Raw genomic sequence first — 23,794 nt, forward strand, 5'->3', positions numbered from 1 at the left:
ACGCAGGTTCGCTTCCAAATTTCGAGAAGCCGGTAAAGGAATTCGTCGTGGCAACGCGAGCTAAGAATATCAATAAAGGCAAGAGCGGCAAGAAGAAGGCTACGAAGAAAGCCGCGAAGGCCGTGAAAGCGCGGGCGCGCAAGGTTGCCAAGAAGGCCGAGAAAACCGCAAAGACCAAAAAGACGACCGCCAAGAAAGCGGTGAAGAAAGCCGTGAAGAAGAGCGCTGCGACGACGGCAAAGAAGGCCGGCAAGAAGGCTGCGAAGAAGCAGGTCGTTGCAAAGAAGGCGGTGAGGACGGCGACCAAAAAGCCAGCCAAGACTTCGGCGAAAAACAAGGCTCCGGCGAAGAAAGCGGTCAAGAACGCAAGGGTGGCTGCACCGCACGTGACCGCAGCACCGGCTCCTGTCGCCACGCCGTCGAAAATTGCCAAGCCCAAAGCCCCGCGCGCACCGAAGTCCATCGCAGCGCCGCAGACCACCACGCCCGCGGTCGCCCCCGCACGCGACAACGTCTTCTACATCACGACAGCGATCGCCTATCCCAATGGCAGCCCGCATATCGGCCACGCCTATGAGGCAATCGCGACCGATACGTTGGCGCGGTTCGCGCGACTCGACGGCAAGGACGTGTTCTTCCTGACCGGCACCGATGAGCACGGCCAGAAGATGGTCCAGACCGCGGCCAGCGAAAAAATGTCCGTCTCGGAGCTCGCGGCCCGCAATGCCGGCCGTTTTAAGCAGATGGACGAGCGCCTGAACGTCTCGTTCGACCGCTTCATCCGCACCACCGAGGAGCAGCATCATCGCTCCAGCCAGGAAATCTGGCGGCGCATGGAAGCGAACGGGGACATCTATGCCGACATCTATGCCGGCTGGTATTCCGTGCGCGACGAAGCCTATTACGCCGAGGACGAGACGCGCCTGAACGACGACGGCGTGCGGCTCGGGCCGCAGGGCACGCCGGTCGAATGGGTCGAGGAGAAGAGCTACTTCTTCCGTCTGTCGACCTATCAGGACAGGCTGCTCAAGCTCTACGAGACGCAGCCCAATTTCATCGGCCCCGACTCGCGCAAGAACGAGGTGGTGAGCTTCGTACGAGGCGGCCTGCGCGATCTCTCGATCTCGCGCACGACGTTCGACTGGGGCGTCAAGGTGCCCGACGACGAAGAGCACGTGATGTACGTCTGGGTCGATGCGCTCACCAACTACATCACCGGCGTCGGCTTCCCCGACGAGGGCGACAAGAACTGGCGCTATTGGCCTGCCGACGTGCACATCATCGGCAAGGACATCATCCGCTTCCATGCGGTGTACTGGCCGGCTTTCCTGCTGTCGGCCGGGATCCCACTACCGAAGCGGGTCTATGCACATGGCTTCCTGTTCAGCAGGGGCGAGAAGATGTCGAAGTCGGTCGGCAACGTGGTCGATCCCTTCAACCTCGCCGACCAGTACGGAGTCGACCAGATGCGCTATTTCTTTTTGCGTGAGGTGCCGTTCGGCCAGGACGGCAATTATAATCACGAGGCCATCGTCGCGCGCATCAATGCCGATCTCGCCAACGATCTCGGCAATCTCGCCCAACGCTCGCTGTCGATGATCGCCAAGCAGCTCGGCGGCGTGCTCCCGGAGCCCGGCGAATTCAGCGACAACGACAAGGCGATCCTGTCACAAGCAGACGGCATGCTCGCGGCGTCCCGCGAAGCGATGGCGACGCAGCAAATCCATCACTGGCTCAATGCCGTGTGGGCCGTGGTGGCGGAAGCCAACCGCTATTTCGCGGGCGAAGCGCCGTGGGCGCTCGCCAAGACCGATCCTGTCAGGCAGAGGACGGTGCTCTATGTCACAGCCGAAGTCGTGCGCCAGATCGCGGTCCTGGCCCAGCCGGCGATGCCGACGGCCTCGGGATTGCTGCTGGACAGCCTCGGTATCCCCGAAGTGGAGCGCAACTTCGCCGCGCTCGGCGGCGCAACGCGCATCGCGCCCGGTACGACGCTGCCCGCGCCGACGCCGGCCTTCCCGCGCTACATCGAGCCGGCAGCCTAAAGGCGTTCGCACCATGCTGGTCGACAGCCACTGCCATTTGGATTTTCCGGACTTTGCGGAGGATCTCGACGGGATCGTGTCGCGGGCGCGAGCGGCCGGCATCGGCCGCATGGTCACGATCTCGACGCGGGTGAATAAGCTGAACCAGCTCTTGGCCATCGCCGAGCGCTACGACGACGTCTATTGCTCGGTCGGCACCCATCCGCATAACGCCGATGAGGAAGACGGCATCGCGCCGGACGAACTGATCGCGCTGACGCAGCATCCCAAGGTCGTCGCGCTCGGCGAAGCCGGGCTCGACTATTTCTACGACAACGGCTCGCCGGAGGCGCAGGCGAGGGGCTTTCGTGCCCACATCGCCGCCGCCCGCGTCACCGGCCTGCCGCTGGTGATCCACACCCGCGAGGCGGACGAGGATTGCGGCCGCATCCTTGAAGAGGAAGCTGCGAAGGGATCGTTTCGCGCCGTGTTGCATTGTTACACTGGCGGACGCGAGCTGGCGCTGAAGGCGGTGTCGCTCGGGCTCTATATCGGTTTCACGGGCATCCTGACCTTCAAGAAGTCCGAGGCCTTGCGCGCGCTTGCGGCCGAACTGCCGTCCGACCGTATTCTGGTTGAAACGGACTCGCCCTACCTTGCGCCGGGCAAATTCCGGGGCAAGCGCAACGAACCGGCCTATGTGGTCGAGGTCGCAAAAGTGCTCGCCGAAACACGCGGCGTGTCGTTTGACGAGATCTCGCGCCAGACAAGCGAAAACTTCTTTCGCCTGTTCTCCAGGGTGAAAGCTTAGAACTGGGAGCCGCATGACGCTGACGCTGACGATCCTGGGCTGCGGCTCCTCCGCCGGCGTGCCGCGCCCGGCACTCGGCTGGGGTGCCTGCGATCCCAACAATCCCAAGAACCGCCGTCGCCGCTGTTCGCTGCTGGTCGAGCAGACCTCGGGCGAGGGCACCACGCGTATCGTGATCGACACCTCGCCGGACCTGCGCGAACAATTGCTCTCGACCAATGTCGACCACATCGATGCAGTGTTCCTGACCCACGAGCATGCCGATCAGACCCATGGCATGGACGATCTGCGTTCGGTCGTGATGCACATGCGCCGGCGGATTCCGACCTATCTCAATCAGACGACTGCGAACGACATCATGTCGCGGTTCTCCTATTGCTTCGTCTCGCCGGCGGGCAGCGACTATCCGCCGATCCTGACGGCGCAATCGATCGAGGCCGGGGAAAGCCAGACCATCCAGGGGAAGGGCGGCGCGGTGACGATGACGGCCTTCCTGGTGCAGCACGGCAACATTCCCGCGCTGGGCTATCGCATCGGCGATGCCGCCTATACACCCGACCTCAACGACATTCCGCGCGAGAGCTGGGGCGCCCTGGAAAATCTGGATCTCTGGATCGTCGACGGCCTCCGCTACACCAGCCACGTCAGCCATTTCAGCATCAACGACGCGTTGTCCTGGATCGAGCGTTTCAAGCCGAAGCGCGCCGTCATCACCAACATGACGGCCGACGTCGATTATGAGGTGATCCGGCAATCGCTGCCGGCGGGAGTGGTGCCCGCGTATGACGGGCTGCGGCTGGAGACGCGCTGAACCTGCGGTGGTAATTCCGGCGAGAGCCGGCATACTCCTTGCTTGCGCTAGCCCCATCATGTTGATCTAACGTCTGAAAGACAGGCGCTGGGCAGGGGCGATATTCATGCAGAACCGGCGCGCGACGTGCGATCGCTGGGACCGTCTGAATCGCCTCGTGTGAGGATGGGGATCGCGTTGGCAGGGGACGATGTCACGAGCCGGGGACCAGCGCGACGCGTGCTGGATCTCCTTTATCTCGGTGCGGGCTACGCCGCCGGGGCCTTCATGGTTGCGATCTTTGCAATCATGATGATCATGTCGATCGGGCGCCAGTTTGCGGTCAACATTCCCGCCGGCGATGATTTCGCCTCCTGGTGCATGGCCGCGATGGCATTCCTTGGCCTCGCTCACACCTTCAAGCGCGGAGAGATGATCCGCGTCGGCCTGTTGCTGGAGCGTCTTCATGGGCGCTCCAAACAGGTTGCGGAGGTCGTGGCCCTCGGTATTGCCGCCGCTTTCATCCTCTATTTCACCCGGCATGCCGTGCAGATGACGTACGATTCCTGGCGCTTCAACGACGTGGCGCAGGGCGTCGTCCCGCTTCCGCTCTGGATTCCACAGCTCGGGTTTTCCGGCGGACTCGTGATCCTCTCGATCGCGCTCATTGATGAAATGATCAGTGTCATCGGCGGCAACCGGCCGAGCTACGAGAAGGGCTCGCCGGACGAGACCCCGGACGAATTCATCGAGCGGATCTCACAGGGCGGCGGAGGTTGACGATGGCCAATCTCGGCATGATCGAACTGTCGTTTATTCTGCTCGGCGTCATGATCGTGCTGCTGGGAAGCGGCATCTGGATCGCGGTTTCGCTCGGGCTCGTCGGTTTCGTAGCGATGGCGCTGACCACGAGCCTGCCGCTCGGCTCGGTGCTTGCGACGACGACATGGAGCGCAAGCTCGTCATGGACACTGGCCGCGCTACCGTTGTTCATCTGGATGGGTGAGATCCTCTTCCGCACTAAATTATCCGAGGAGATGTTTCGAGGCCTATCGCCCTGGGTTCAGTGGCTGCCCGGGCGCCTGACGCATGTCAACGTGATCGGCTGCGGCATCTTCGCGGCGGTGTCGGGCTCGTCGGCGGCAACCTGTGCGACCATCGGCAAGATCGCGCTGCCCGAACTGGACAAGCGTGGTTACGACAAGGGCTTAAGTCTCGGGTCGCTCGCTGGCTCCGGAACGCTCGGCCTGCTGATCCCGCCGTCGATCCCGATGGTGGTCTATGCGGTCACGGCGAATGTCTCCGTGCTTCAGGTCTTCCTCGGCGGCTTCTTGCCGGGCGTGCTCGTGATGGTGCTCTATTCCGGCTACATCATCATCTGGTCGCTGCTCAATCCGAAAAAGGTTCCGCCGCGCGACCCGCCGATGTCGTTTCGCCGGAAGCTGCAAGAATCCGCCAAGCTCGCCCCATGCCTGCTTCTGATCCTGGCCGTCTTCCTGTCGCTCGTGTTGGGGTTTGCGACCGCGACCGAGTGTGCCGCCTGGGGCGTTTCCGGCGCGCTGCTGCTGGCGTGGTGGAGCCGCACGCTCACACGCAAGAACTTCCTCGAAAGCATCATGAGCGCGACGCGCCTGACCTGCATGATCATGCTGATCCTGGCAGGCGCGGCCTACACGACCGCAGCGATGGCCTATACGGGAATTCCGGCAGCGCTCGCCACATGGGTCCAGGGCCAGCACCTCACGCCGGGCATGCTCGCGCTGTATCTGAGCATCATGTACATCATCCTGGGATGCCTGATCGACGGCATCTCGATGATCGTCCTGACCGCCGTGATCGTGCTGCCGATGGTCAAGCAGGCCGGCCTCGACCTGGTCTGGTTCGGCGTCTATCTCATCATTCACGTCGAGATGGCGCAGATCACGCCACCGGTCGGTTTCAACCTTTTCGTGCTCCAGAATATGAGCGGGCGCGATACCTTGACCGTCGCCCGGGCAGCATTCCCTTTCTTCATCTTGCTGCTCGCGGCCGTGTTCATCATCACGGAATATCCGCAGATCGTGATGTTCTTGCCCAAGCTCGCTTTCCCAGACTGAGCGTACCGTTTTGAAATTGACTGTGAGGAGAAGCCCCATGATCTCTCGTTTGTTCCGCGCATCCCTGATCGCCGGTGCCGTGCTGGCCGCGACGCCCGCATTGGCTCAAACCAAATGGAATCTGCCGGCAGCGTATCCAGCCGACAATCCGCACTCCGAGAACCTCGTCGCGTTCGCCAAGGACGTCGAAGCCGCGACATCCGGCAAGCTCCAGATCACGGTTCATCCCGGCGCCTCGCTGTTCAAGGCGCCCGACATCAAGCGCGCGGTGATGACCGGGCAGGCGCAGATGGGCGAAGTCTTGCTGTCGATCCACGAGAACGAGGATCCGGTGTTCGGGGTCGACGTCGTGCCATTTCTGGCGACCAGCTTCCCGGACGCCATGAAGCTGTATCAGGCGTCGAAGCCGTTGATTGCCAAGAAGCTCGATGCCCAAGGCCTCAAGTTGCTGTTCGTCGTGCCGTGGGCACCGCAGGGGGTCTATGTCAACAAGCCGCTCGCGACCATTGAGGACATGAAGGGCCTGAAATGGCGGGCCTACAATGTCGGGACCGCGCGCATTGGCGAACTGGTGGGCGCGCAGTCCGTCACCATCCAGGCCGCCGAGCTGCCGCAGGCGCTTGCGACCGGCGTCGTGAACTCCTTCATGTCATCAGGCGGCACGGGCTACGATGCGAAGGCATGGGAGTCGCTGAAGTACTTCTATGACGTGCAAGCCTGGATCCCGAAGGACTACACCTTCGTCAACAAGGCTGCGTTCGAGGCGCTCGACAAGCCGACCCAGGAGGCCATCCTCAAGGCCGCCGCGACCGCGGAAACCCGCGGCTGGAAGGCCTGGCAGGACAAGAGCACCTGGTACATCGACCAGCTCAAGGCCAAGGGCATGACGGTCGAGCCGCCGAGCCCGGCCCTGAAGGCCGGCTTCCAGAAGATCGGCGAACAGCTCACCGCCGACTGGCTCAAGAAGGCGGGAGCCGACGGCCAGGCGCTGGTTGAAGCCTACAAGAAGATGTGAGGACGGGGGGCTTGGCCAACCCGACGCGGTCGAAATTGCGCAACGACTTCGCGGCGACATGCAAACGCCGCGGAGGTCGAGACAAGCTCAGGCCGAGATCGCCTTCGCCGATCCTGCTGCGTTGCGCAGCAGGAATTTCTGGATCTTTCCCGTCGACGTTTTCGGGATCGGCCCGAACACCACGGCCTTCGGCGTCTTGAAGCCGCTCATATGCGAGCGGCAGAAGGCGATGATGTCGGCTTCGCTCGCGCTTGCGCCGTCCTTCAGCTCGACGAAGGCGCAGGGCACTTCGCCCCATTTCGGATCGGGCTTTGCGACCACGGCGGCGAACAGCACGGCCGGGTGCTTGTAGAGGATGTCCTCGACCTCGACGGAGGAAATGTTCTCGCCGCCGGAGATGATGATGTCCTTCGAGCGATCCTTGATGATGACATAACCGTGCGCGTCGAGCACGCCGAGGTCGCCGGTGTGAAACCAGCCGCCCTCGAAGGCTTCCTTCGTCGCCTTGTCGTTCTTGAGGTAGCCCTTCATCACGATGTTGCCGCGGAACATGACCTCGCCGATGGTCTCGCCGTCGCGCGGCACCTGCCTCATGGTCTGGGGATCGATGACGGTGACGGCTTCCTCGAGCGGGTAGGGCACGCCCTGCCGCCGCTTCAGGCTGGCGCGCTCGGCTGCGGGCAGATCATCCCAGCCGGGCTGCTCGGCGCAGACCGAGGCGGGGCCGTAGACCTCGGTCAGTCCGTAGACGTGCGTCAGCTTGATGCCGATGCTTTCGGCGCCTTCGAGCACCGCGACAGGCGGCGCGGCACCGGCGATCAGGCCGACGACGCGGCGGGCGGCGCCGCCCTTCGGTGCATCAGGCGCGTTGATCAGCGTGTTATAGACGATCGGTGCACCGCACATGTGCGTGACGCCGTGCTGCTTGATCAGCTCGAAGATCTTCGTCGGCTCGACCTTGCGCAGGCAGACATTGATGCCGGCGGCCGCCGCGATGGTCCAGGGGAAGCACCAGCCGTTGCAGTGGAACATCGGTAGCGTCCAGAGATAGACCGGATGCTGGCCAAGTTGGCCCGCGAGGATGTTGCTGACGGCATTCAGATAGGCGCCGCGATGATGGGTCACGACGCCCTTGGGATTGCCCGTGGTGCCCGACGTGTAGCTCAGCGCGATCGCGTCCCATTCGTCCTTCGGCGGGATGGCGGTGAAATCGGGATCGCCTTGCGCGACGGCGGTCTCGTACTCGATCTCGCCGACGCGCCTGCCGCCCTTGAACGCGGCGTCGTCGACGTCGATCACGAACGGTTTTGGGCCACTCATCTGCGCGAGCGCATCGGTGATCACGCCCGAGAATTCCGGATCGACCAGAATGATCTTTGCGCCACCATGGTCGAGCTGAAATGCGATCGAAGGGGCATCGAGCCGGATGTTCAGCGCGTTGAGCACGGCACCCGTCATGGGGACGGCGAAATGCACCTCGTTCATCGCCGGAATGTTCGGCAGCATCGCCGCGACGGTGTCGCCGACGCCGATGCCCTTGCCGGCAAGATAGGAAGCAAAGCGCTTGCAGCGCTCATGCGTCTCGCGCCAGGTGAAGCTGCGGCCCTCGTAGACCGTGCTGAAATGATCGGGATAGACCGCGGCGCTGCGTGCGAGGAAGCTCAACGGGCTCAGCGGCACGTAGTTGGCGGGCGTCTTGTCGAGGCCGATATTGTACTGGTTCTGCCGCTCGCTCATCGACACCTCCCTCACGCGCCGGCCTACAGGAATCCGATGGAGATCCACGGAAAGACGGCGACGACGATCAGTCCTACCAGCAGCGCCAGCAAATAGCCCCAGATCGGCCTGATGCCTTCGGCCGGATCGACGCGGCCGATGGCGCAGGCGGCATAATAGCCGACGCCGAAGGGTGGGGCGAATAGCCCGATACCCATGGCGAGAATGATCACCATCGCATAGTGCACCTCGTGCACGCCGACCGCACGCGCAATCGGAAACAACAGCGGCCCGAACAGCACGATCGCCGGGATGCCCTCCAGCACGCTGCCGAGGATGGTGAAGGCCAGGATTGAGACGGCGATGAAGGTCGCCGCGCCGCCCGGCAATCCCGTCATGGCGGACGCCAGCGAGCGCGAGAACCCTGATTGCGTCAGGCCCCAGGCCATGCCGGTGGCCGTGCCGATGATCAGCAGGATCGCGCCAGACAGCGCAGCGGTTTCGACCAGCATCGGAAACAGCCGCCGCCAGTCGAAGCGGCGGTAGACGAGGAGGCCGACCAGGGCGCCATAGACGATGCCGATGGTGGAGACTTCGGTGGCGGTCGCGATGCCTTCGACCACGGCGTAGCGGATCACGAAGGGCAGCGCGAGCGCGGGCAGGGCGATGACGAAGGTCTTGCCGATCTCGCCGCCCGTGGCGCGGCGGACATGGCTCATGTCCTCGTGGCGGTAGCGCCACCACACCAGCATGCACAGCGTGATGGCGAGCACGACGCCGGGCAGGAGGCCGCCGGTGAACAGCGCGGCGATCGAGACGCCGGTGACCGATCCGATCGTGATCAGCACGAGGCTCGGCGGAATGGTTTCGGTCTGTGCGCCGGTGGCCGCAAGAAGCGCGACAAGATCGCCGGGCTTGGCGCCGCGCTGCTTCATCTCCGGGAACAGCACGGGCGCGACCGCCGCCATGTCGGCCGCCTTGGCGCCGGAGATACCGGAGACCAGGTACATCGCGCCGACGAGGACGTAATGCAGCCCGCCGCGGACATGGCCGAGCAGGCTCGCCAGGAACGCGACCATGGCCCGTGCCATGCCGGTCATTTCAATCAGGAGCCCTAAAAATACGAAGAGCGGCACCGAGAGCAAAATGAGGTGGCTCATGCCCTCGTCCATCCGCCCGACCAGCACCATGACGGGCGTGCGCGTGGTCAGTGCCAGATAGCCGAAGATGGCGAGCCCGAAGCCAAACGCGATGGGAACGCCGGCAAAAACGCAGAAGCCGGCGACGCCGACGAAGAAGATGACGAGGTTGAGGTTGCCGAGCGGTCGGAGATAAGGCTGCGCCAGCCAGAACAAGCCGACGACGACAGCCACGGACACCGCGGCCGTCAGCACCATGCGGTAATCGGCTGCGCGAAGCAGCCGCAACAGCGCGAACACCGCCATCAGGCAGATGCCGGCCGGAAGCGCCGCGGCGCGCCACATATTGGAGATCTGCAGCGCCGGCGTGGTGATGAAGCTTTCCTCGTAGGCGTAGTCCCAGGACGGCCAGACGATCAGCGCGAGGAAGGCCAGCGCCGCGCAGGTCGCCACGAGATCGAGCCAGGCCCGCGTGGCCGGCTTGGTGCTGGCGACGACCGCGGTCATGCGCATGTGCTCAGAACGGCGGAATGCGACCGCCGCGCCCAGCATGGCGAGCCACAGGAACAGTATCGAGGCGAGCTCGTCCGACCAGATCAGCGGCCGGTGCAGACCGTAGCGCGCGACCACGCCGGCAAACAGGATCGCGATCTCGGCGACCACCAAAATGGCCGCCGGGATTTCAACGAAGAGGCCGAGTGCGCGCTCCGTCGAGGCCAGCAAGGGAGATCGGCGAGGGGACCGAACAGCCGCCTCGCCCGCCACTCCGCTCACCTGGACCTCGATATGAGCCATGACGGCTCCAACGCGTTAAGACAGCTTGCCGACGGCCTTTTCCAGCAGATCCCAGGCGTGGTCGCCATATTTGCCCTTCCACTCGGCATAGAAGCCGGCGGACCGCAGCTTATCGCGGAATGGCGCGACCGCGGGCTGGTTGAAGGTCAGGCCCTTGGTCGCGAGCTCCTGCTGGAGATTGGCATTGAGCTTGGCGGTGTCCTCACGCTCCCTAAGCGCCGCGGCATTGATGTTCTTGGCGACGATGGTGCGCACATCCTCGGGCAGGCTGCTCCACGCCTTGCGGTTGGCCAGGAACCAGAAGCCGTCCCACATGTGGTTGGTCAGCGAGCAGTATTTCTGCACCTCGTAGAGCTTGGCCGTCGAGATGATCGCCAGCGGGTTCTCCTGGCCCTCGACGATCCTGGTCTGCAGCGCGGAATAGACCTCGGCGAAGTTGATCGAGGCGGGCGCCGCATCGAACGCCTTGAACATCGAGGTCCACAGCGGCGACACCGGCACGCGGATCTTGAATCCCTTGAGATCGTCCGGACCGGTGATCGGCTTGCTCGACGACGTAGTCTGGCGGAAGCCGTTGTCCCAGATCTTGTCCATAACCTCGAGCCCGGCCTTCTTGATCTCGCCGCGGACGAAGGCGCCGAGATCGCCGTCCATGGCCTTCCAGACCGTGCCGTAATCCGGGAACGCGAAGCCGATGCCGTTGATGGACGCCGCCGGCACCAGGGTCGACAGGATCAGTCCGGACAGCGTGAAGAACTCGACGCCGCCGGACCGGATCTGGCTCAGCATGTCGGTGTCGGACCCGAGCTGGTTGTTCGGGAAGATCTGGAGGTCGAACTTGCCGTTGGTCTCGGCCTTGATCGCCGCAGCCATCTCCTTGGCGCGCACGTTCAGCGGATGGGTGTCTGGCAGGTTGTTGGCGTATTTATAGGTAAACTCGGCGCTCTGGGCGCGGGCCACATGGGGCGCACTGAGGCCGCCCAGGACCGCGGTCGCGGCGGAGGCCTTGAGAAGCGTGCGGCGGGAAAAGCTCATGGGTCTGCTTCCTCGGAAAGTTTGTTGTTGTTCTGAGATGCAAACCTATACGGACGGAAGGTCAGAAGGTCATCTGCGATCTCGCGAAGCCTCGCTTATTGCAGCCGGACATCGTCACGGCAATATCGGCTTTCGGAGGCATGGGCCGGATTCAAAAACCGAAAAACAATCCCATGCACAGTAGCCGTCGAAAGCCGGGACGACGTGCGACGGCTGGGCCGGAAAAGGACGTGGAACGAAGGTGCAGCGAGAGGAATTCAAGCTAAACAACTGATCTGATTGTATATAAAGATATTCCATAATATACCTTATGCGAATCGTGGATATGGCTGTGCAGATCAGGCCAGATAAATCCACACCTACCCAGAACCCCTCTCTCGGCTCACACTTGCCATCAACAATCCCCGGGCAAACCGACGCAGCGGTTGAGGCCACGGCAGCATTTGGAGGTTCGTCATGCAGGAGAACGTCGCCCGCGCAGACCGCTCGCGGGCCATTCCATTCGATGCCGCCAAACTAGACCGTCTGATGGAGGCCGCCGGCCTCGACGTCCTGGTCGCGACCTCCAAGCACAATGTGCAGTACCTGCTGGGTGCCGAGCGCGCGATCTTCTTCGACTACATGGATGCGCTGGGCGTCAGCCGCTATCTGCCGGTTCTGATCTATCCCAAGGGCGCACCGGAGCACGCGGTGTATGTCGGGCACCGGCTGGAGACCCATCAGCGCGCCGTAGCGCCGCCATGGGTGGCGCAGGTCCGGACCGAGTCCAACGGCTCGGTCGATGCCATCACGCGGGCCGTAAGCCTGATCCGCGGCGCCGGCGTGCCCCTGAAGCGGGTCGGGGTCGAGATGGCGTTCCTGCCGATGGATGCGGGCCGGGCGCTCAGTGACGCCCTGCCCGGTGCCGAGCTCAAGGACGCGCTGCTGGTGCTGGAGCGGCTGCGGGCAGTCAAGTCGGCCGACGAGCTCGCAAAACTCAAGACGGCGTCCGAACTGGTGATCGCCTCGATGCTGGAGGTGATCGCCGGGCACGGGCCGGGCACGACCAAGCAACAATTGTCGGACGCCTTGCGCATCGCCGAGGCCAATCGCGGCCTGACATTCGAATACTGCCTGCTCGCCTGCGGCAATAGTCACAACCGGGCGCCATCGGCTCAGCGCTGGGAGCAAGGTGACGTGCTGTCGCTTGATTCCGGCGGCAATTATCACGGCTATATCGGCGATCTCGCGCGCATGGCGGTGCTCGGCGATCCCGGTACCGAGCTGAAGGACTGTCTGGCCGAGATCGAAGCCGTCCAGCGCGCCGCCTTCGCCGCGGTCCGGCCCGGCGCCATGGGCGGCGACATCTACGTCGCAGCCGAGCGGCAGCTCGCGAAGATCAGCCAGCGTGACTGCACGGACTTTTTGGCTCACGGCATGGGCCTCGTCAGCCACGAGGCCCCTCGCCTGACCGCCAAGGGCCCGATCCCTTACGACGACACGGATGCCCGGCTGCCGCTCGAAACAGGCATGGTGGTGTCAATCGAGACCACGATGAAGCATCCGAAGCGCGGGTTCATCAAGCTCGAGGACACGGTTGCAGTGACGGCAACGGGCTACGAGATCTTTGGCGAGGGTGGTCGTGGGTGGAATCTCGGCGGCAGCGCGCTGTAGGCTGGCACCACCCACCGCGCTCACAGCAGAAATCTCGCCCTCTGCCCGAGCACCACCGGGTCGTCAACGCCCTCACCTACAACGCGATGACCTAGACATCCGCGGAAGCGGTAGCTCGCGGCATTCGCATGACTTGCTCGAGGGCGTGTCGGTGCTTCAGCACGGCAAGGGTCTCGCGTGCGCTGAGGCTGTTGACGGCTTCCTCGAAATCGTCGCTCTGTTCAATCTTTGCACGGGCGATCGCGAGATCTATGTCGATCCGGCCCGATTTGCGCGGCGGCGCTTCGAGGGACTGCATGTGCGGTCCCAGCAACGCGGGGTTCTGTCTAAGTTCGATCAGAGCCGCGCGTGCCCGGATCCGATCCAGGCCGGCAAGCTCTCTCGCCCTCTGCAGCAGTGCCGGCACGCGATTGTCCTCCGGGGTCGCAAACAGATGCGCGATTGGCAGCGCCGTCGACGTGACGAGACCGATCGGAATGGCACACACCAGGCCGATGATCACCGGGGACATCCAGAGCAGCAGCGGAAGCGACACGGCATAGGCGCTTGCCGCCATGGCCAGACCGCATAGGGTCGGCACCGTGAATTTACGATAGACTTCGTCGCGCGTGATCCTGCCATCGCTTCGCCGTTGCACTTGCCAGCCCGCATCACGCCCCAGCAGGATCTCCGCCACAGCGGTGGATTGAAAGATCATCATGGATGGGGCGATCAACGCGGCAAGCAGGCTCTCGGCGACCACCGCCAGCAGCACGCGAAATCCGCCGCCGAATGCCTGCCGTTCCGCACGCCTGGTGAGCAAAACGAGGTAGGCCAGCAATTTGGGCACGATAAGCAGCCCCATCGTCGCGGCAAAGACCCAGGCGGCAAGCACAGGATCCTGTGCGGGCCACGTTGGAAACAAAGAAAAGCCCTTGGGAAAGTACTCCGGCTTGACGAAATAGGCCTGCAAGGAGATCAGGATTCCGAGCAATAGAAACAGCAGCCACAGGGGGGCGGTGAGATAAGAGCCGATCCCGGTCAACAGGTGAAGCCTGGAGACCCAGTGTAGGCCTCGGGCCGGCAGAACGGCGAGGTGCTGGAGATTGCCCTGACACCAGCGGCGGTCACGCGCGGCGAAATCCAGTAGCGACGGTGGCACCTCCTCGAAACTCCCACCGAGATCGGGGGCCATGAAAATCCCCCACCCCGCCCGCCGCATCAGTGCGGCTTCGACAAAATCATGGCTGAGGATGTGCCCGCCGAAAGGCTTCCTCCCGCGCAATTCGGGCAAGCCCGCCTCTTGCGCAAAAGCCTGCACGCGGATGATGGCATTGTGTCCCCAGTAGTTGCCCTCTGAGGCGTGCCACCAGGCGTTCCCGGCCGCGATCAGCGGACCGTACAACCGACCCGAGAACTGCTGAAGCCTACTGATCAGGGTTCGCGCATTGACGACGATCGGAAGCGTCTGAATCAGCGCGGCTTGCGGGTTCGCTTCCATCGCGCCGGCCAGCCGAACGATGGTCTCTCCGCTCATCAGACTGTCCGCGTCCAGAATGATCATGTAGTCGTAGGCGCCACCGAACCGCCTCACCCATTCGGCAATGTTGCCGGACTTTCGAGCGGTGTTGTCGGATCGGTGACGATAGTAGAGATGGCCCGAACCGCAGTTTCGCTGCAGCTCCAGAAACGCAAGCTCCTCGGCAATCCAGATGTCCGGATCTGTCGTGTCGCTGAGCAGAAACCAATCGAACAACGGGGCCTGTCCGGTTTCGCCTACCGACTCGTACATAGCGCGGAGGCGCGCCATGAGATGGTGCTGATCCTCGTTATAGGTCGGCAACAGCATAGCCGTTCGGCCGGTGATCGCGGGCAGCGGACCGTGGCTGTTAATTGGCAGCACATCCGGTCGGCCCCGCAGGAGCACAAAAAAGCCGGCCACTGAAGACACGAACGAAAACGCGATCCAGGCGAGCAGCACGAGGAACAGCCCGAACACCATGCCTTCGAGGACCGTGACGCCACCAACCTTGAGAACATCGTACATCTCAACAGCGCCCGCAGCGGTAATAGCGACCGTTCCGCCAAGAATGAACAGGCGCCGCGCTGTAACGGCAGGGGCGGTCCGCAGTCGCCCCGGATCGGCACGATTGGTCGCGTCCAATCGGCAGGGCAGCATCGGGAGAGGCGTTTCATCGGGAAGATACCGAATGCCAAGCTCAGGCGAGAGCGCGGGTGACGACGTCAGGGCGCCCATCGGTAAACCCAGACTTCAGAGATCGGTTGGTCGCCCTGCATCAAGATCGCCCTCAACTCGATCGGCGCGTCCTTCACGGCGCACTGAAAACTAAGGCGCCACCCACCCGTTTCCGGGTTTGGTTGTGTGACGACGTTCTTGATCTCGGATTTGTCGGCGCTGACGGCACCCCTTACCTTGTTGGGATCGACCGCCTTCAGTCCGTCACCAACGAGTTCGAGCACGAACAATTTGCTGTCGTCGCCCCGCGCGCCAACGCCTGTGCGGGTGAACCGGGCCAGCGAATTGGGCTTCGGCGCGTCCGGACCCCAGTGCAGGCGGTAGGTGTAGTTGTTTTCGCTCTTGGCCTGGAGGGCCGTCTTCGGGCGCCAGAAGGCGGCGATGTTGTCGTGAACTTCCTCCTTCGTCGGGATCTCAAAGAGGACCACACTGCCCTCTCCCCAATCTCCAATCGGTTCGACCCAGACGCTCGGGCGACGCTCAAAGCGCGATTCGATGTCCTCGTAGGCAAAGAAATTTCTCTCCCGCTGCATCAGACCGAAGCCGCGCGGATTGAGGTCATTGAATGTGCTGGCCTGCAGATCGCGTGGATTGTTGAGCGGACGCCAGAGTTGCTCGCCCTTTCCGTTGAACACGGCGAGCCCATCGGAGTCATGTACGGCAGGACGGAAATCGTCGACATCGTGTCGGTCGTTCGGGCCGAAAAAGAACATGCTCGTCATGGGCGCCAGGCCGGCATGTTGCAGCTCGATCCGCGGATAGAGCGACATTTCCACGTCGAAGACCGTCGGAGCGCCTGGCCTGATAGTGAAGCGATAGCTTGCCGTAGCGCTCTTGCTGTCGAGCAGCGCATGTACCACGACGGATGTGGCACCCGGCGCGGGCTTCTCCAGCCAAAAGGCCTTGAAGAGAGGAAATTCCTCTCCCTTGCTCTCGCCGGTATCGATCGAAAGACCGCGCGCGGACAGGCCATAGGTCTCGCCTTTGGCAACGGCACGGAAGTAGCTGGCGCCGAGAAACGCGCAAACCTCGTCGTAGTAGTCGGGCCGATTGATCGGGGCGTGAATGCGAAAGCCGGCAAATCCGAGATCGGCGTCCGGTACCTGACCGATATTGTCACCGAATGCGAAATCGTCGCGTCGGTACCTGATCGGTACCGCTCGTCCGCCGGAGACCTCGTAAATGTCGACCTTGTTCTTATAGAAAAAGCCGCGGTGGAAAAACTGGACCTCGAAGGGCAGCTTCTCGCTGCGCCAAGCCGCGCGCTCCGGCAGAAAGCGAATTGATCGGTACTGATCGTAGGTGAGATCCCTAAGCGCGTCCGGGACCTTTTCCTCTGGTGGCGCAAAGGGCTTACTCGCCAAATTGCGGGCAAGCTCGCGGACATAAGAGGGGCCAAACGGCAACTCCGCCGCCGATGCCGCAGAGACTGCGCCAGGTAGCAGCGTTGCCAATGGCAATGCCGAGGCTTCCAGGAATTGTCGACGATTCAAGTGTGCTACCCGTTCGGTTCCAACCGCAGTGCAACCCCCTCGTCGCGAACGAGTTCCAGGGTCGTCGCCGAATCCGACCACGGTGTTGCCGACGACCTCGTCGATGCGGCTCGGGGTGATTTCGCGCTGCTCGGCCTCGGTTGCATCTGGGGGACGAGCTGCAATTTCCGATTGCGCATTCTCGAGCGATGGCGCCGCGCGCAACGCTGCAGCGTTCGAAGGTAATTGAATGATCGCTCTAGCGCAGCGGCAGCAGCTCCAACTGGCTTTGCGCCTTCTTGACGGCCGCTGCGAACCAGCCCTGGCTTGGCGCTTCCTTGGCGAAGCACGCCGTGTACGCGGTCATCGCATTGTCTTCGCGGGTGATGTCGCCGCGCGGGTCCTTCTTGTCGATGGGTTTGGCCATCATCTGCTTCCAGACTTTCTCGCAGGTCGGGATCTCGGCTGTCTTCACCGCATCGTTTGCGGCGAGGAAGTAGACCTTGTCGCCTTGAATCGCGACGACGTCGATTTCTTGCGGAGGTCCCTTCAGGTCGCCATTGCCGCGCACGCCTAGCACGGCGACCGCGACGCTCGTCCCCGTGGGCTTCGTGATCGGCAACTCGGCATATTTGGCGAAGGCGGAGTCCTGGATGGCTTGATAGTAAAAGCGGTCCGACTTGAATGCCGCGCCGATCTCCTGCGGCATGCCGTCCTCGCGGTGCTCGCGCAGCCAGTGCTTGAGCAGGGCGGTAGTGGTCACGACGGCCTGCATCTTGTCGCCTTCGGAGGCGAAGCCGAGCCCGTCGAGATGGCCGAAGCCGGAGTCGCCCTTGAAGAGCGTGTCCGCGTTCGTCTTGCCATCGGCCGGCAATCCCTTGATCGCGACGGGGCCCACCAGACCGCGCAGGACGCCAGTCAACTCCTTGAGCGCCGCATCGTGCTGCTTATAGGTCTCGTCGTTCTCCTTGGCTTTCGAGAACTTTGCGATGTAGCGATCGCGGAGGTCGAGATAGCGCTGCTCGGGGCCAGCCGCATGGGCAGGCGCGGCCAGAACGAGCAGGCAGAGCAAGGCGAGCGATCTCATGCGATTTCCGGCAAAACGGGGTGTGATCTCCAGTCTTTGTGCCGGTGCCGGGCGGGAAGGTTCATCCGCGCCGGACGAACGCCCTACTCCGCCGGCGTCAGTTGCTGCCGACTCGGGCGCATCGCTGCCATCTCCCGTACGCGGACACGCGCGCGGCGCTTGCGCCACCAGATCACGATTCCGGTGACCGAGAGCGCCGCCACGACCAGCCCCATGATCGAGATCAGGATGCGGCCGAACAGCCCGACGATGCGGCCCGAATGGAGTGGGAATTGCGCCTGCACGAAGATGTCGGCGGCGGTGCCGACCCAGGGCAGCCTTTCGCCAATCGGACGGCCGTCCTCGCTGTCGTAATAGAGCTGCGCCGGGCCGACGCCGCCGGCGCCGTGATCGTCGCCTGGATGGAAGAAGGCCGCGGCATAGACACCATGGGCCGGGCCGTAATTGACCGAGCCGACCGGGACGGTCCACCCACGCCCCTTGCCGTCGACCGCCGCGCGCGCGGCGATGTCGGCGAAGCTCACCTTGGGCTCGATGGGATCGTCGAGATCGCGATACGGCCGCTGCTCATAGGGCGTCGGCGTGTAGTTCGACACCATCTTCATCAGCGGCGAGAACACTTCGAAATAGAGGTTCAGCGAGAATGCCGTGAAGGCGATGATGAACAGCACGCCCCAGGTCCACAGGCTGAAAGCGCGATGGATGTCGAAATTGATCCGGTAGGCGCTGCCTGACGTCTTGATGGTCCACGCCGGCGCCCAACGCGCCCAGAAGCCGCGTTCGAGCTGGCGCGTGACTTGGGGCGCCCGGGCCGCGCTGGCACGCCGCCGCGAGGGCAGCGTCAGGTAGAGGCCGACGAAGCAGTCGATGGTCCAGATGATGGCGATAATTCCGAGCAGGCGCATGCCCCAGCGGTCGCTGCCCCAGAATTCCGGGATGTGCATGGTGTAGTGCAGCTTGTAGAGAAACGAGACGAAGTTTTCGCGCGTCACCGGCCATACCGCGCCCCAATAGCGCCGACCGAGCTCCGCGCCGGTGTTGGGGTCGAGGAAGATTTGATTGTAGTCGAGCGCGTAGCGCTTGCCGGTCGCGGGATCAATCCGCGGCATGACGAAGAACCACAGCGAGTGGCCCTCCTCCGGCGTCATGAAAAGGTAAACCACGCGCGCATGGGGATCGCGCTGCTCGATCATCTTCGCGAGATCGATCGATGGAATCGCCGGGCCCTTGCTGCTGACGTCGAACAGATGGCTGTTCAGGACCTCGTCGATCTCATGATCCCAGGAGATGATCGCCCCGGTGATGCCGGAGAAGAACAGGAAGCCGGCCGTGAGCAGTCCCGCCCAGCGATGTAGCTTGCCGAATATCGCTCTCATCGTTCAGATCTCGCCAAGTACACGAGCAAAGTGTGTGAGTGCCGAAGCTTCCGCAACGTCATGCCCGGGCTTGTCCCGGGCATCCACGTTCTTAGTGCCGCGTGAAAGATCCTGGATGGCCGGGACAAGCCCGGCGATGACGACCTCTCGTGGAGCCTCATCGTCCTCATTTCAACTCACCACCGATAAGTCAGCTTGCCGATGGCCTTGCGTCCCTCCGCGTAGAAGCAGCCCGACAGGCTGTAACAGGCGGCGACATAGCGGGTGTCGGCGAGGTTGGTGACGTTCAGCGACAGGCGCCAATTGTCCCTGGTGTAGGCGAGCAGCGCGTCCAGCACGGTCGCGGATCCGACCTTGAAGGTGTTGGCGTCATCGCCCCAGGTCGCGCCGACATAGCGGACGCCGCCACCGAACTGCAGGCCCGCGAGTGGCCCGGTCTGAAGCGTGTAATCGTTCCACAGCGAGGCGCGGTTGAGCGGCACGGTGACCGGCGCCTTGCCGACATTGACAGGATCCTGGGTGACGGTTGCATCGACATAGGCATAGGCCGCGCGCAGGTTCCAGCCGTCGGCGAGCGACATCGTGCCTTCGAGTTCGAGGCCGCGCGATTTTACCTGCCCAGTCTGTTCGGCAATGTTGAGCGGAGGCGCAAAGGTGACGACGTTGTCGCGCGTCAGGTCGAAGGCGGCGAAGGTGAACAGCGCGTTCCAGCCGAGCGGCTGGTACTTGACGCCCACCTCGTACTGCACTCCGGTCTCGGGATTGAGCAGCTGTCCGGTCATCCCGGTCGCGAGCACCGGCAGAAATGACTCGGAGTAGCTGAAATAAGGCGCGATGCCGTTGTCGAAATTGTACATCAATGCGGCGCGGCCGGTGAACGCCGACGCATCCTTCGAGACCGACGTATTGAAGATGCCGCTGTCCACCTGCGTCGTCACGAAATCCTGACGCCCACTGAGCTGGAACGAGAGCCGGCCGAGCTTGATCTGGTCCTGCGCGTAGAGGCCGACCTGCGACTGCTTGACGCCGGTGTCGTCGCTCATGGCGCCCATGGTCCAGTCGTAGCTGTAGACCGGGTTGAAGACGTTGATCTCGGGCGCGGACGTCGTGACGCCAAAGGCGGTGTCGCGGAATCTGGTGTTGCGATAGTCTATCCCCACCAGCGTGGTGTGGCTGAGGAAGCCGGTGGTGAACTTGCCCTGGAGCTGATTGTCCACCGCGAAAGAGTTGATGTAGGAGTTGCTGTAGCTGCCGAAACGGGCGAGCTGTCCCGCGGCCTCGTCGGTATAGCCTCCGCCGAAGAACACCTTCTCCTCGTTGTGCTGATAGGCGTAGCGCAAATTCTGCCGGAACGTGATGTTGTCGGTGAAATTGTGCGAGAGCTGGTAGCCGGCGGTCGCGATTTCGGTGTTGAACGCGTTGAAGCTCGGTACGCCCGCGAAGAACGAGACGGGGATGGCGCTGCCGTTGTTCGGCCACACGGTGCCCGAGGCCGGCAGGAACTGGAGGCCCCACCCTGCCCGGTCGCGCTGGTAGTTGGCGAGAATCGTGATGGTGGTGTCCTCGTTCGGCTTGAACGTGACGGCCGGCGCGATGAAGACGCGGTTGTCCTTGGTGAAGTCGACCTGGGTCTCGCCGTCACGGACGACGCCGGTCAGGCGCCACAGCACAGTGCCGTCCTTGTTGGCGGGACCGCCCATGTCGAACTGGCCTTGATAGCGGTTGAAGCTGCCGCCGGAGATCGAGACCTCGCCGAATTGCTGGGCCGTCGGCAGCTTGGTGACGTAGTTGAGGATGCCGCCGGTGCCGCTGCCGCCATACATCGCCGAGGACGGACCCTTGAGGACCTCGAGACGCTCGGCGCCGTAGGGATCGAGGCCGTTGAAGTGCACGTAATTGCTTGAGGGAATCCGCAAGCCGTCGACGTAGAGGCCCGACATGGTGGTGTCGAAGCCGCGGATCTGGAGGGCGCCGAAGCGGGTGTCCGAACCACCATTGACGTCGCCGCTGACGCCGGCGGTGTAGCGCAGCGCCTCGCCGATCGAGACCGCGCCCTGATTCCGGACCTGGTCGGTGGTGACGACGGAGACGGACTGCGGGGTTTCGATCAGCGGTGTATCCGTCTTGGTCGCGGTGCCGCTGCGCGTCGCAACGAAACCGCGCACCGGACCATTGGCGCGTTCACCCGTGACGCCGTTCGAGGATGCCGACTGGGTTGGCGCGGCTTGCTGCGCCGGGGAGCGACGATCGGCGCGCGCGGTGCGTGTCGCGCCTGACCTTCGCGATGAAGCGACAGCTACAGGCCGGGCGCGCTGAGCCGGGGCTTCGACGGTGACGGCGGGAATCTGCGTCTGCGCCTCCACGGCACCGAAGGGAATGACGAGAGCAAATGTGCTGGCCGCCCCGAGGAAGAGAATCCGTATCTGTCGACGACGCGTGTCGGAACGCGAAGCAAGTTGGAAGTCGGTCACGTTTGTCGAGGCCCCACGCACTGCCGGCTTCGCCGGTATCGTTCTTGATGCCTCGCCCTAACGCAGGCGATTTCGGAGTGCGATAGGAACCGTGTTAGAATTTCTCCAGACGCGTGCGCAACGCGTGCGACGAATGCGCTCAGTCGTGTCGCGAAGTTTGGAATGTTTCCAGACCGACAAGAACCTGCTTGTTCGAAATGTCTGGAAGGGCGTCAGCGATGTCGCAGCCGGCGATTGACCCGGCGCGCGAGATAATCGCCGGCGCTCTGGACCAGCTGCACCAGCGCGATCAGCACCACCACTACGGCGAGCATCATCTCCGGCATGAAGCGCTGATAGCCGTAGCGGATGCCGAGATCGCCCAGGCCCCCGCCTCCGACGGCGCCGACCATGGCGGAATAGCCGAGCAGGCTGACCACCGCGAGCGTCAGTGCCAGCAGAAGACCCGGGAGCGCTTCGGGAATCAGTACCTTGAGCACGATCTGCATCGGCGATGCCCCGAACGAAGACGCGGTCTCGATCAGGCCGCCATCGACCTCGCGGATCGCGGCCTCGACCAGGCGCGCGATGAACGGCGCCGACGCGATCGTCAACGGCACGATCGCGGCCGTCGATCCGATCGAGGTGCCGGCCACCAGCCGCGTGAACGGGATGATAGCGACGACCAGGATGATGAAGGGCGTGGACCGCGTCGCATTAACGACGATGCCGAGCACCCGATTGACGACGGGCGCCGCGAACAGCTCGCCCTTCCGGCTGGTCGCGAGAAAGACGCCGAGCGGCAGGCCAAAGGCGGTGCCGATCAGCGCCGCGAGCCCGACCATGTACAAGCTCTCGCCGGTGGCCTGGACGATCAGGTTGATGAGTTCAGGCGACATAGCCGAGACGCTCCGCGGGGAATTGATATTGTGAGAGCCAGGCCAGCGTGCGCGTCGTCGCGTCCTCGCCGCCGGACGTGCCGAGAGGGATACCAAGCGTCAGCGAGCCCACGTGCTGGCCGCCGATCTCGTCGATGCGGGCCGACAGCAGCGACACGTCGAGGCCGAGCTCGCGCGCCAGCCGCGCCACCAGCGTGTCGCCGGCCCCTGCCCCGCGCACCTGGACGCGGATCACCGCCTGTCCGCCCGCAAGCGGCACCGAAACGATCCGGCTCGCCAGCGACACCGGCAGGCTGTCTCCGATCGCTTCAGCCAGGAAGGATTGCGTGATCGGATGCTTGGGGTGGGTGAAGATGTCGGCGACATGGCCGCTCTCGACGACGCGGCCGGCATCGAGCACCACGACGTCCTTGGCGAGCTGGCGCACCACGGACATCTCGTGGGTGATCAGCACGATGGTCACGCCCAGCTCGCGGTTGATGTTCGCGAGCAGATCGAGGATCGCCCGCGTGGTCTGCGGATCCAGCGCAGAGGTCGCCTCGTCCGACAGCAGCACGCTCGGTCGCGTCGCCAAGGCCCGCGCGATGCCGATGCGCTGCTTCTGGCCGCCGGAGAGCTCTGATGGATAGCGGTCGTGCTTGTCGCCGATCCCGACGAGGGCAAGCAGCTCGGCCACGCGCGCGCGGATATCGGCCTTGGCCCAGCCGGCGATCTCCAACGGCAGCGCGATGTTGGCGGCTGCGGTACGTGAGGACAGCAGGTTGAAGTGCTGGAAGATCATGCCGATCGAGCGCTGCGCGAGCCGCAGTTCGCGACCTGAGAGGGCCGAGATGTCTCTGTTATCGACGACAACGCGGCCCGTGGTCGGCCTCTCCAGCCCGTTGATGAGCCGGACCAGGCTCGATTTGCCGGCGCCGGAACGGCCGATGACGCCGGTGATCGAACCGCGCGGGATCGCGAAGTCGATGTTTTGCAGGGCATTGACGCCGGGCTTGCCGCGATAGGCCGGATAGGTTTTCGAGATACCTTCGAAGCGGACCATCGCGTCGGGCGCAGTCGCGGCAGGCGAGATCGCGTCAAGCTTTTCGATCGGTTGTCCGATCGCGAGCGACGGGTGGACGTTCATGGAGCCGGCCTTCATGCACATAGTTCCGCTTGCCCCCTTGGGGCATCCGGGAACCGGTCGCATCAAGCGACGGA

The 23,794-nt window shown here is 63.5% G+C and carries 17 protein-coding genes; 7 read left to right on the plus strand and 10 right to left on the minus strand.

Translation table 11 applies throughout. From position 1 onward, the window contains the following. Positions 1-47 precede the first annotated feature (47 nt). The 6 genes from metG to ABIC03_RS17620 all read left to right on the plus strand — a co-directional run bounded on the left by metG (position 48) and on the right by ABIC03_RS17620 (position 6,736). Positions 48-2,045: a methionine--tRNA ligase gene (gene metG, locus ABIC03_RS17595; RefSeq protein ID WP_354059506.1), complete on the plus strand. Its 1,998-nt coding sequence runs from the start codon at positions 48-50 to the stop codon at positions 2,043-2,045. A gap of 13 nt (positions 2,046-2,058) precedes the next feature. Next, complete coding sequence (locus tag ABIC03_RS17600; RefSeq protein ID WP_354059508.1) at positions 2,059-2,835, plus strand: TatD family hydrolase; 777 nt, start codon at positions 2,059-2,061, stop codon at positions 2,833-2,835. 13 nt (positions 2,836-2,848) lie between these two features. Next, on the plus strand, positions 2,849-3,646 hold the full coding sequence (locus tag ABIC03_RS17605) for an MBL fold metallo-hydrolase (protein ID WP_275172553.1): 798 nt from the start codon (positions 2,849-2,851) through the stop codon (positions 3,644-3,646). Positions 3,647-3,811: 165 nt separating this feature from the next. Further along, positions 3,812-4,405 (plus strand): TRAP transporter small permease, encoded by a 594-nt coding sequence (locus ABIC03_RS17610; protein ID WP_354059510.1) that lies wholly within the window; start codon positions 3,812-3,814, stop codon positions 4,403-4,405. 2 nt (positions 4,406-4,407) lie between these two features. Further along, entirely contained in the window at positions 4,408-5,721 is a 1,314-nt protein-coding gene (locus ABIC03_RS17615; RefSeq protein ID WP_275172555.1) for a TRAP transporter large permease, read from the plus strand. Positions 5,722-5,758: 37 nt separating this feature from the next. Continuing rightward, positions 5,759-6,736, plus strand: a complete 978-nt coding sequence (locus ABIC03_RS17620; protein WP_354059513.1) for a TRAP transporter substrate-binding protein — start codon at positions 5,759-5,761, stop codon at positions 6,734-6,736. Between the two features lie 87 nt (positions 6,737-6,823). Here ABIC03_RS17620 and ABIC03_RS17625 read toward each other — a convergent pair whose 3' ends face one another. Genes ABIC03_RS17625 through ABIC03_RS17635 form a run of 3 tightly spaced genes read right to left on the minus strand, consistent with a single transcriptional unit; the run spans position 6,824 to position 11,421 of the window. Next, positions 6,824-8,473 (minus strand): acyl-CoA synthetase, encoded by a 1,650-nt coding sequence (locus tag ABIC03_RS17625; RefSeq protein ID WP_354059515.1) that lies wholly within the window; start codon positions 8,471-8,473, stop codon positions 6,824-6,826. Between the two features lie 23 nt (positions 8,474-8,496). Then, on the minus strand, positions 8,497-10,386 hold the full coding sequence (locus ABIC03_RS17630; protein WP_354059517.1) for a TRAP transporter large permease: 1,890 nt from the start codon (positions 10,384-10,386) through the stop codon (positions 8,497-8,499). Positions 10,387-10,401: 15 nt separating this feature from the next. Beyond that, entirely contained in the window at positions 10,402-11,421 is a 1,020-nt protein-coding gene (locus ABIC03_RS17635; protein WP_354059519.1) for a TRAP transporter substrate-binding protein, read from the minus strand. A 456-nt stretch (positions 11,422-11,877) separates the two neighbouring features. Between ABIC03_RS17635 and ABIC03_RS17640 the strand changes: the two genes are divergently transcribed. After that, positions 11,878-13,074, plus strand: a complete 1,197-nt coding sequence (locus ABIC03_RS17640; protein ID WP_354059521.1) for a M24 family metallopeptidase — start codon at positions 11,878-11,880, stop codon at positions 13,072-13,074. 91 nt (positions 13,075-13,165) lie between these two features. On the opposite strand, the gene mdoH is transcribed toward ABIC03_RS17640, so the two are convergent. The 7 genes from mdoH to ABIC03_RS17675 all read right to left on the minus strand — a co-directional run bounded on the left by mdoH (position 13,166) and on the right by ABIC03_RS17675 (position 23,735). Then, positions 13,166-15,310 carry a glucans biosynthesis glucosyltransferase MdoH gene (mdoH, locus tag ABIC03_RS17645; RefSeq protein ID WP_354059523.1) on the minus strand — a complete coding sequence of 715 codons (2,145 nt, stop codon included), beginning with the start codon at positions 15,308-15,310 and terminating at the stop codon, positions 13,166-13,168. Next, positions 15,298-16,803, minus strand: a complete 1,506-nt coding sequence (locus ABIC03_RS17650) for a glucan biosynthesis protein G (RefSeq protein ID WP_354059690.1) — start codon at positions 16,801-16,803, stop codon at positions 15,298-15,300. The genes mdoH and ABIC03_RS17650 overlap by 13 nt, the downstream gene beginning before the upstream one ends. A 238-nt stretch (positions 16,804-17,041) precedes the next feature. Beyond that, the gene (locus ABIC03_RS17655; protein ID WP_354059525.1) at positions 17,042-17,869 is read right to left on the minus strand and encodes a hypothetical protein; all 828 of its coding nucleotides are present in this window, start codon (positions 17,867-17,869) and stop codon (positions 17,042-17,044) included. Positions 17,870-17,952: 83 nt separating this feature from the next. Next, complete coding sequence (fsrB, locus tag ABIC03_RS17660) at positions 17,953-19,245, minus strand: siderophore utilization protein FsrB (RefSeq protein ID WP_354059527.1); 1,293 nt, start codon at positions 19,243-19,245, stop codon at positions 17,953-17,955. A 176-nt stretch (positions 19,246-19,421) separates the two neighbouring features. After that, positions 19,422-21,716, minus strand: coding sequence for a TonB-dependent siderophore receptor (locus ABIC03_RS17665; protein WP_502916893.1), 2,295 nt, complete (start codon positions 21,714-21,716; stop codon positions 19,422-19,424). A 212-nt stretch (positions 21,717-21,928) separates the two neighbouring features. Next, complete coding sequence (locus tag ABIC03_RS17670; protein WP_106943594.1) at positions 21,929-22,594, minus strand: methionine ABC transporter permease; 666 nt, start codon at positions 22,592-22,594, stop codon at positions 21,929-21,931. After that, positions 22,584-23,735 carry a methionine ABC transporter ATP-binding protein gene (locus ABIC03_RS17675; RefSeq protein ID WP_354059530.1) on the minus strand — a complete coding sequence of 384 codons (1,152 nt, stop codon included), beginning with the start codon at positions 23,733-23,735 and terminating at the stop codon, positions 22,584-22,586. The genes ABIC03_RS17670 and ABIC03_RS17675 overlap by 11 nt, the downstream gene beginning before the upstream one ends. Between the last annotated feature and the right edge of the window lie 59 nt (positions 23,736-23,794).

It is taken from the genome of Bradyrhizobium sp. RT6a, from assembly GCF_040547675.1.
Lineage (GTDB): Bacteria > Pseudomonadota > Alphaproteobacteria > Rhizobiales > Xanthobacteraceae > Bradyrhizobium.

Coding starts and splice junctions, on each gene's coding strand:
- ABIC03_RS17670 (WP_106943594.1), bottom strand. CDS start 22,594: ATGTCGCCTGAACTCATCAACCTGATCGTCCAGGCCACCGGCGAGAGC.
- ABIC03_RS17655 (WP_354059525.1), bottom strand. CDS start 17,869: ATGAGATCGCTCGCCTTGCTCTGCCTGCTCGTTCTGGCCGCGCCTGCC.
- ABIC03_RS17635 (WP_354059519.1), bottom strand. CDS start 11,421: ATGAGCTTTTCCCGCCGCACGCTTCTCAAGGCCTCCGCCGCGACCGCG.
- ABIC03_RS17605 (WP_275172553.1), top strand. CDS start 2,849: ATGACGCTGACGCTGACGATCCTGGGCTGCGGCTCCTCCGCCGGCGTG.
- fsrB (WP_354059527.1), bottom strand. CDS start 19,245: ATGAGAGCGATATTCGGCAAGCTACATCGCTGGGCGGGACTGCTCACG.
- ABIC03_RS17675 (WP_354059530.1), bottom strand. CDS start 23,735: ATGAAGGCCGGCTCCATGAACGTCCACCCGTCGCTCGCGATCGGACAA.
- ABIC03_RS17625 (WP_354059515.1), bottom strand. CDS start 8,473: ATGAGCGAGCGGCAGAACCAGTACAATATCGGCCTCGACAAGACGCCC.
- ABIC03_RS17610 (WP_354059510.1), top strand. CDS start 3,812: ATGGGGATCGCGTTGGCAGGGGACGATGTCACGAGCCGGGGACCAGCG.
- ABIC03_RS17640 (WP_354059521.1), top strand. CDS start 11,878: ATGCAGGAGAACGTCGCCCGCGCAGACCGCTCGCGGGCCATTCCATTC.
- ABIC03_RS17620 (WP_354059513.1), top strand. CDS start 5,759: ATGATCTCTCGTTTGTTCCGCGCATCCCTGATCGCCGGTGCCGTGCTG.
- ABIC03_RS17600 (WP_354059508.1), top strand. CDS start 2,059: ATGCTGGTCGACAGCCACTGCCATTTGGATTTTCCGGACTTTGCGGAG.
- ABIC03_RS17630 (WP_354059517.1), bottom strand. CDS start 10,386: ATGGCTCATATCGAGGTCCAGGTGAGCGGAGTGGCGGGCGAGGCGGCT.
- mdoH (WP_354059523.1), bottom strand. CDS start 15,310: ATGGGCGCCCTGACGTCGTCACCCGCGCTCTCGCCTGAGCTTGGCATT.
- ABIC03_RS17615 (WP_275172555.1), top strand. CDS start 4,408: ATGGCCAATCTCGGCATGATCGAACTGTCGTTTATTCTGCTCGGCGTC.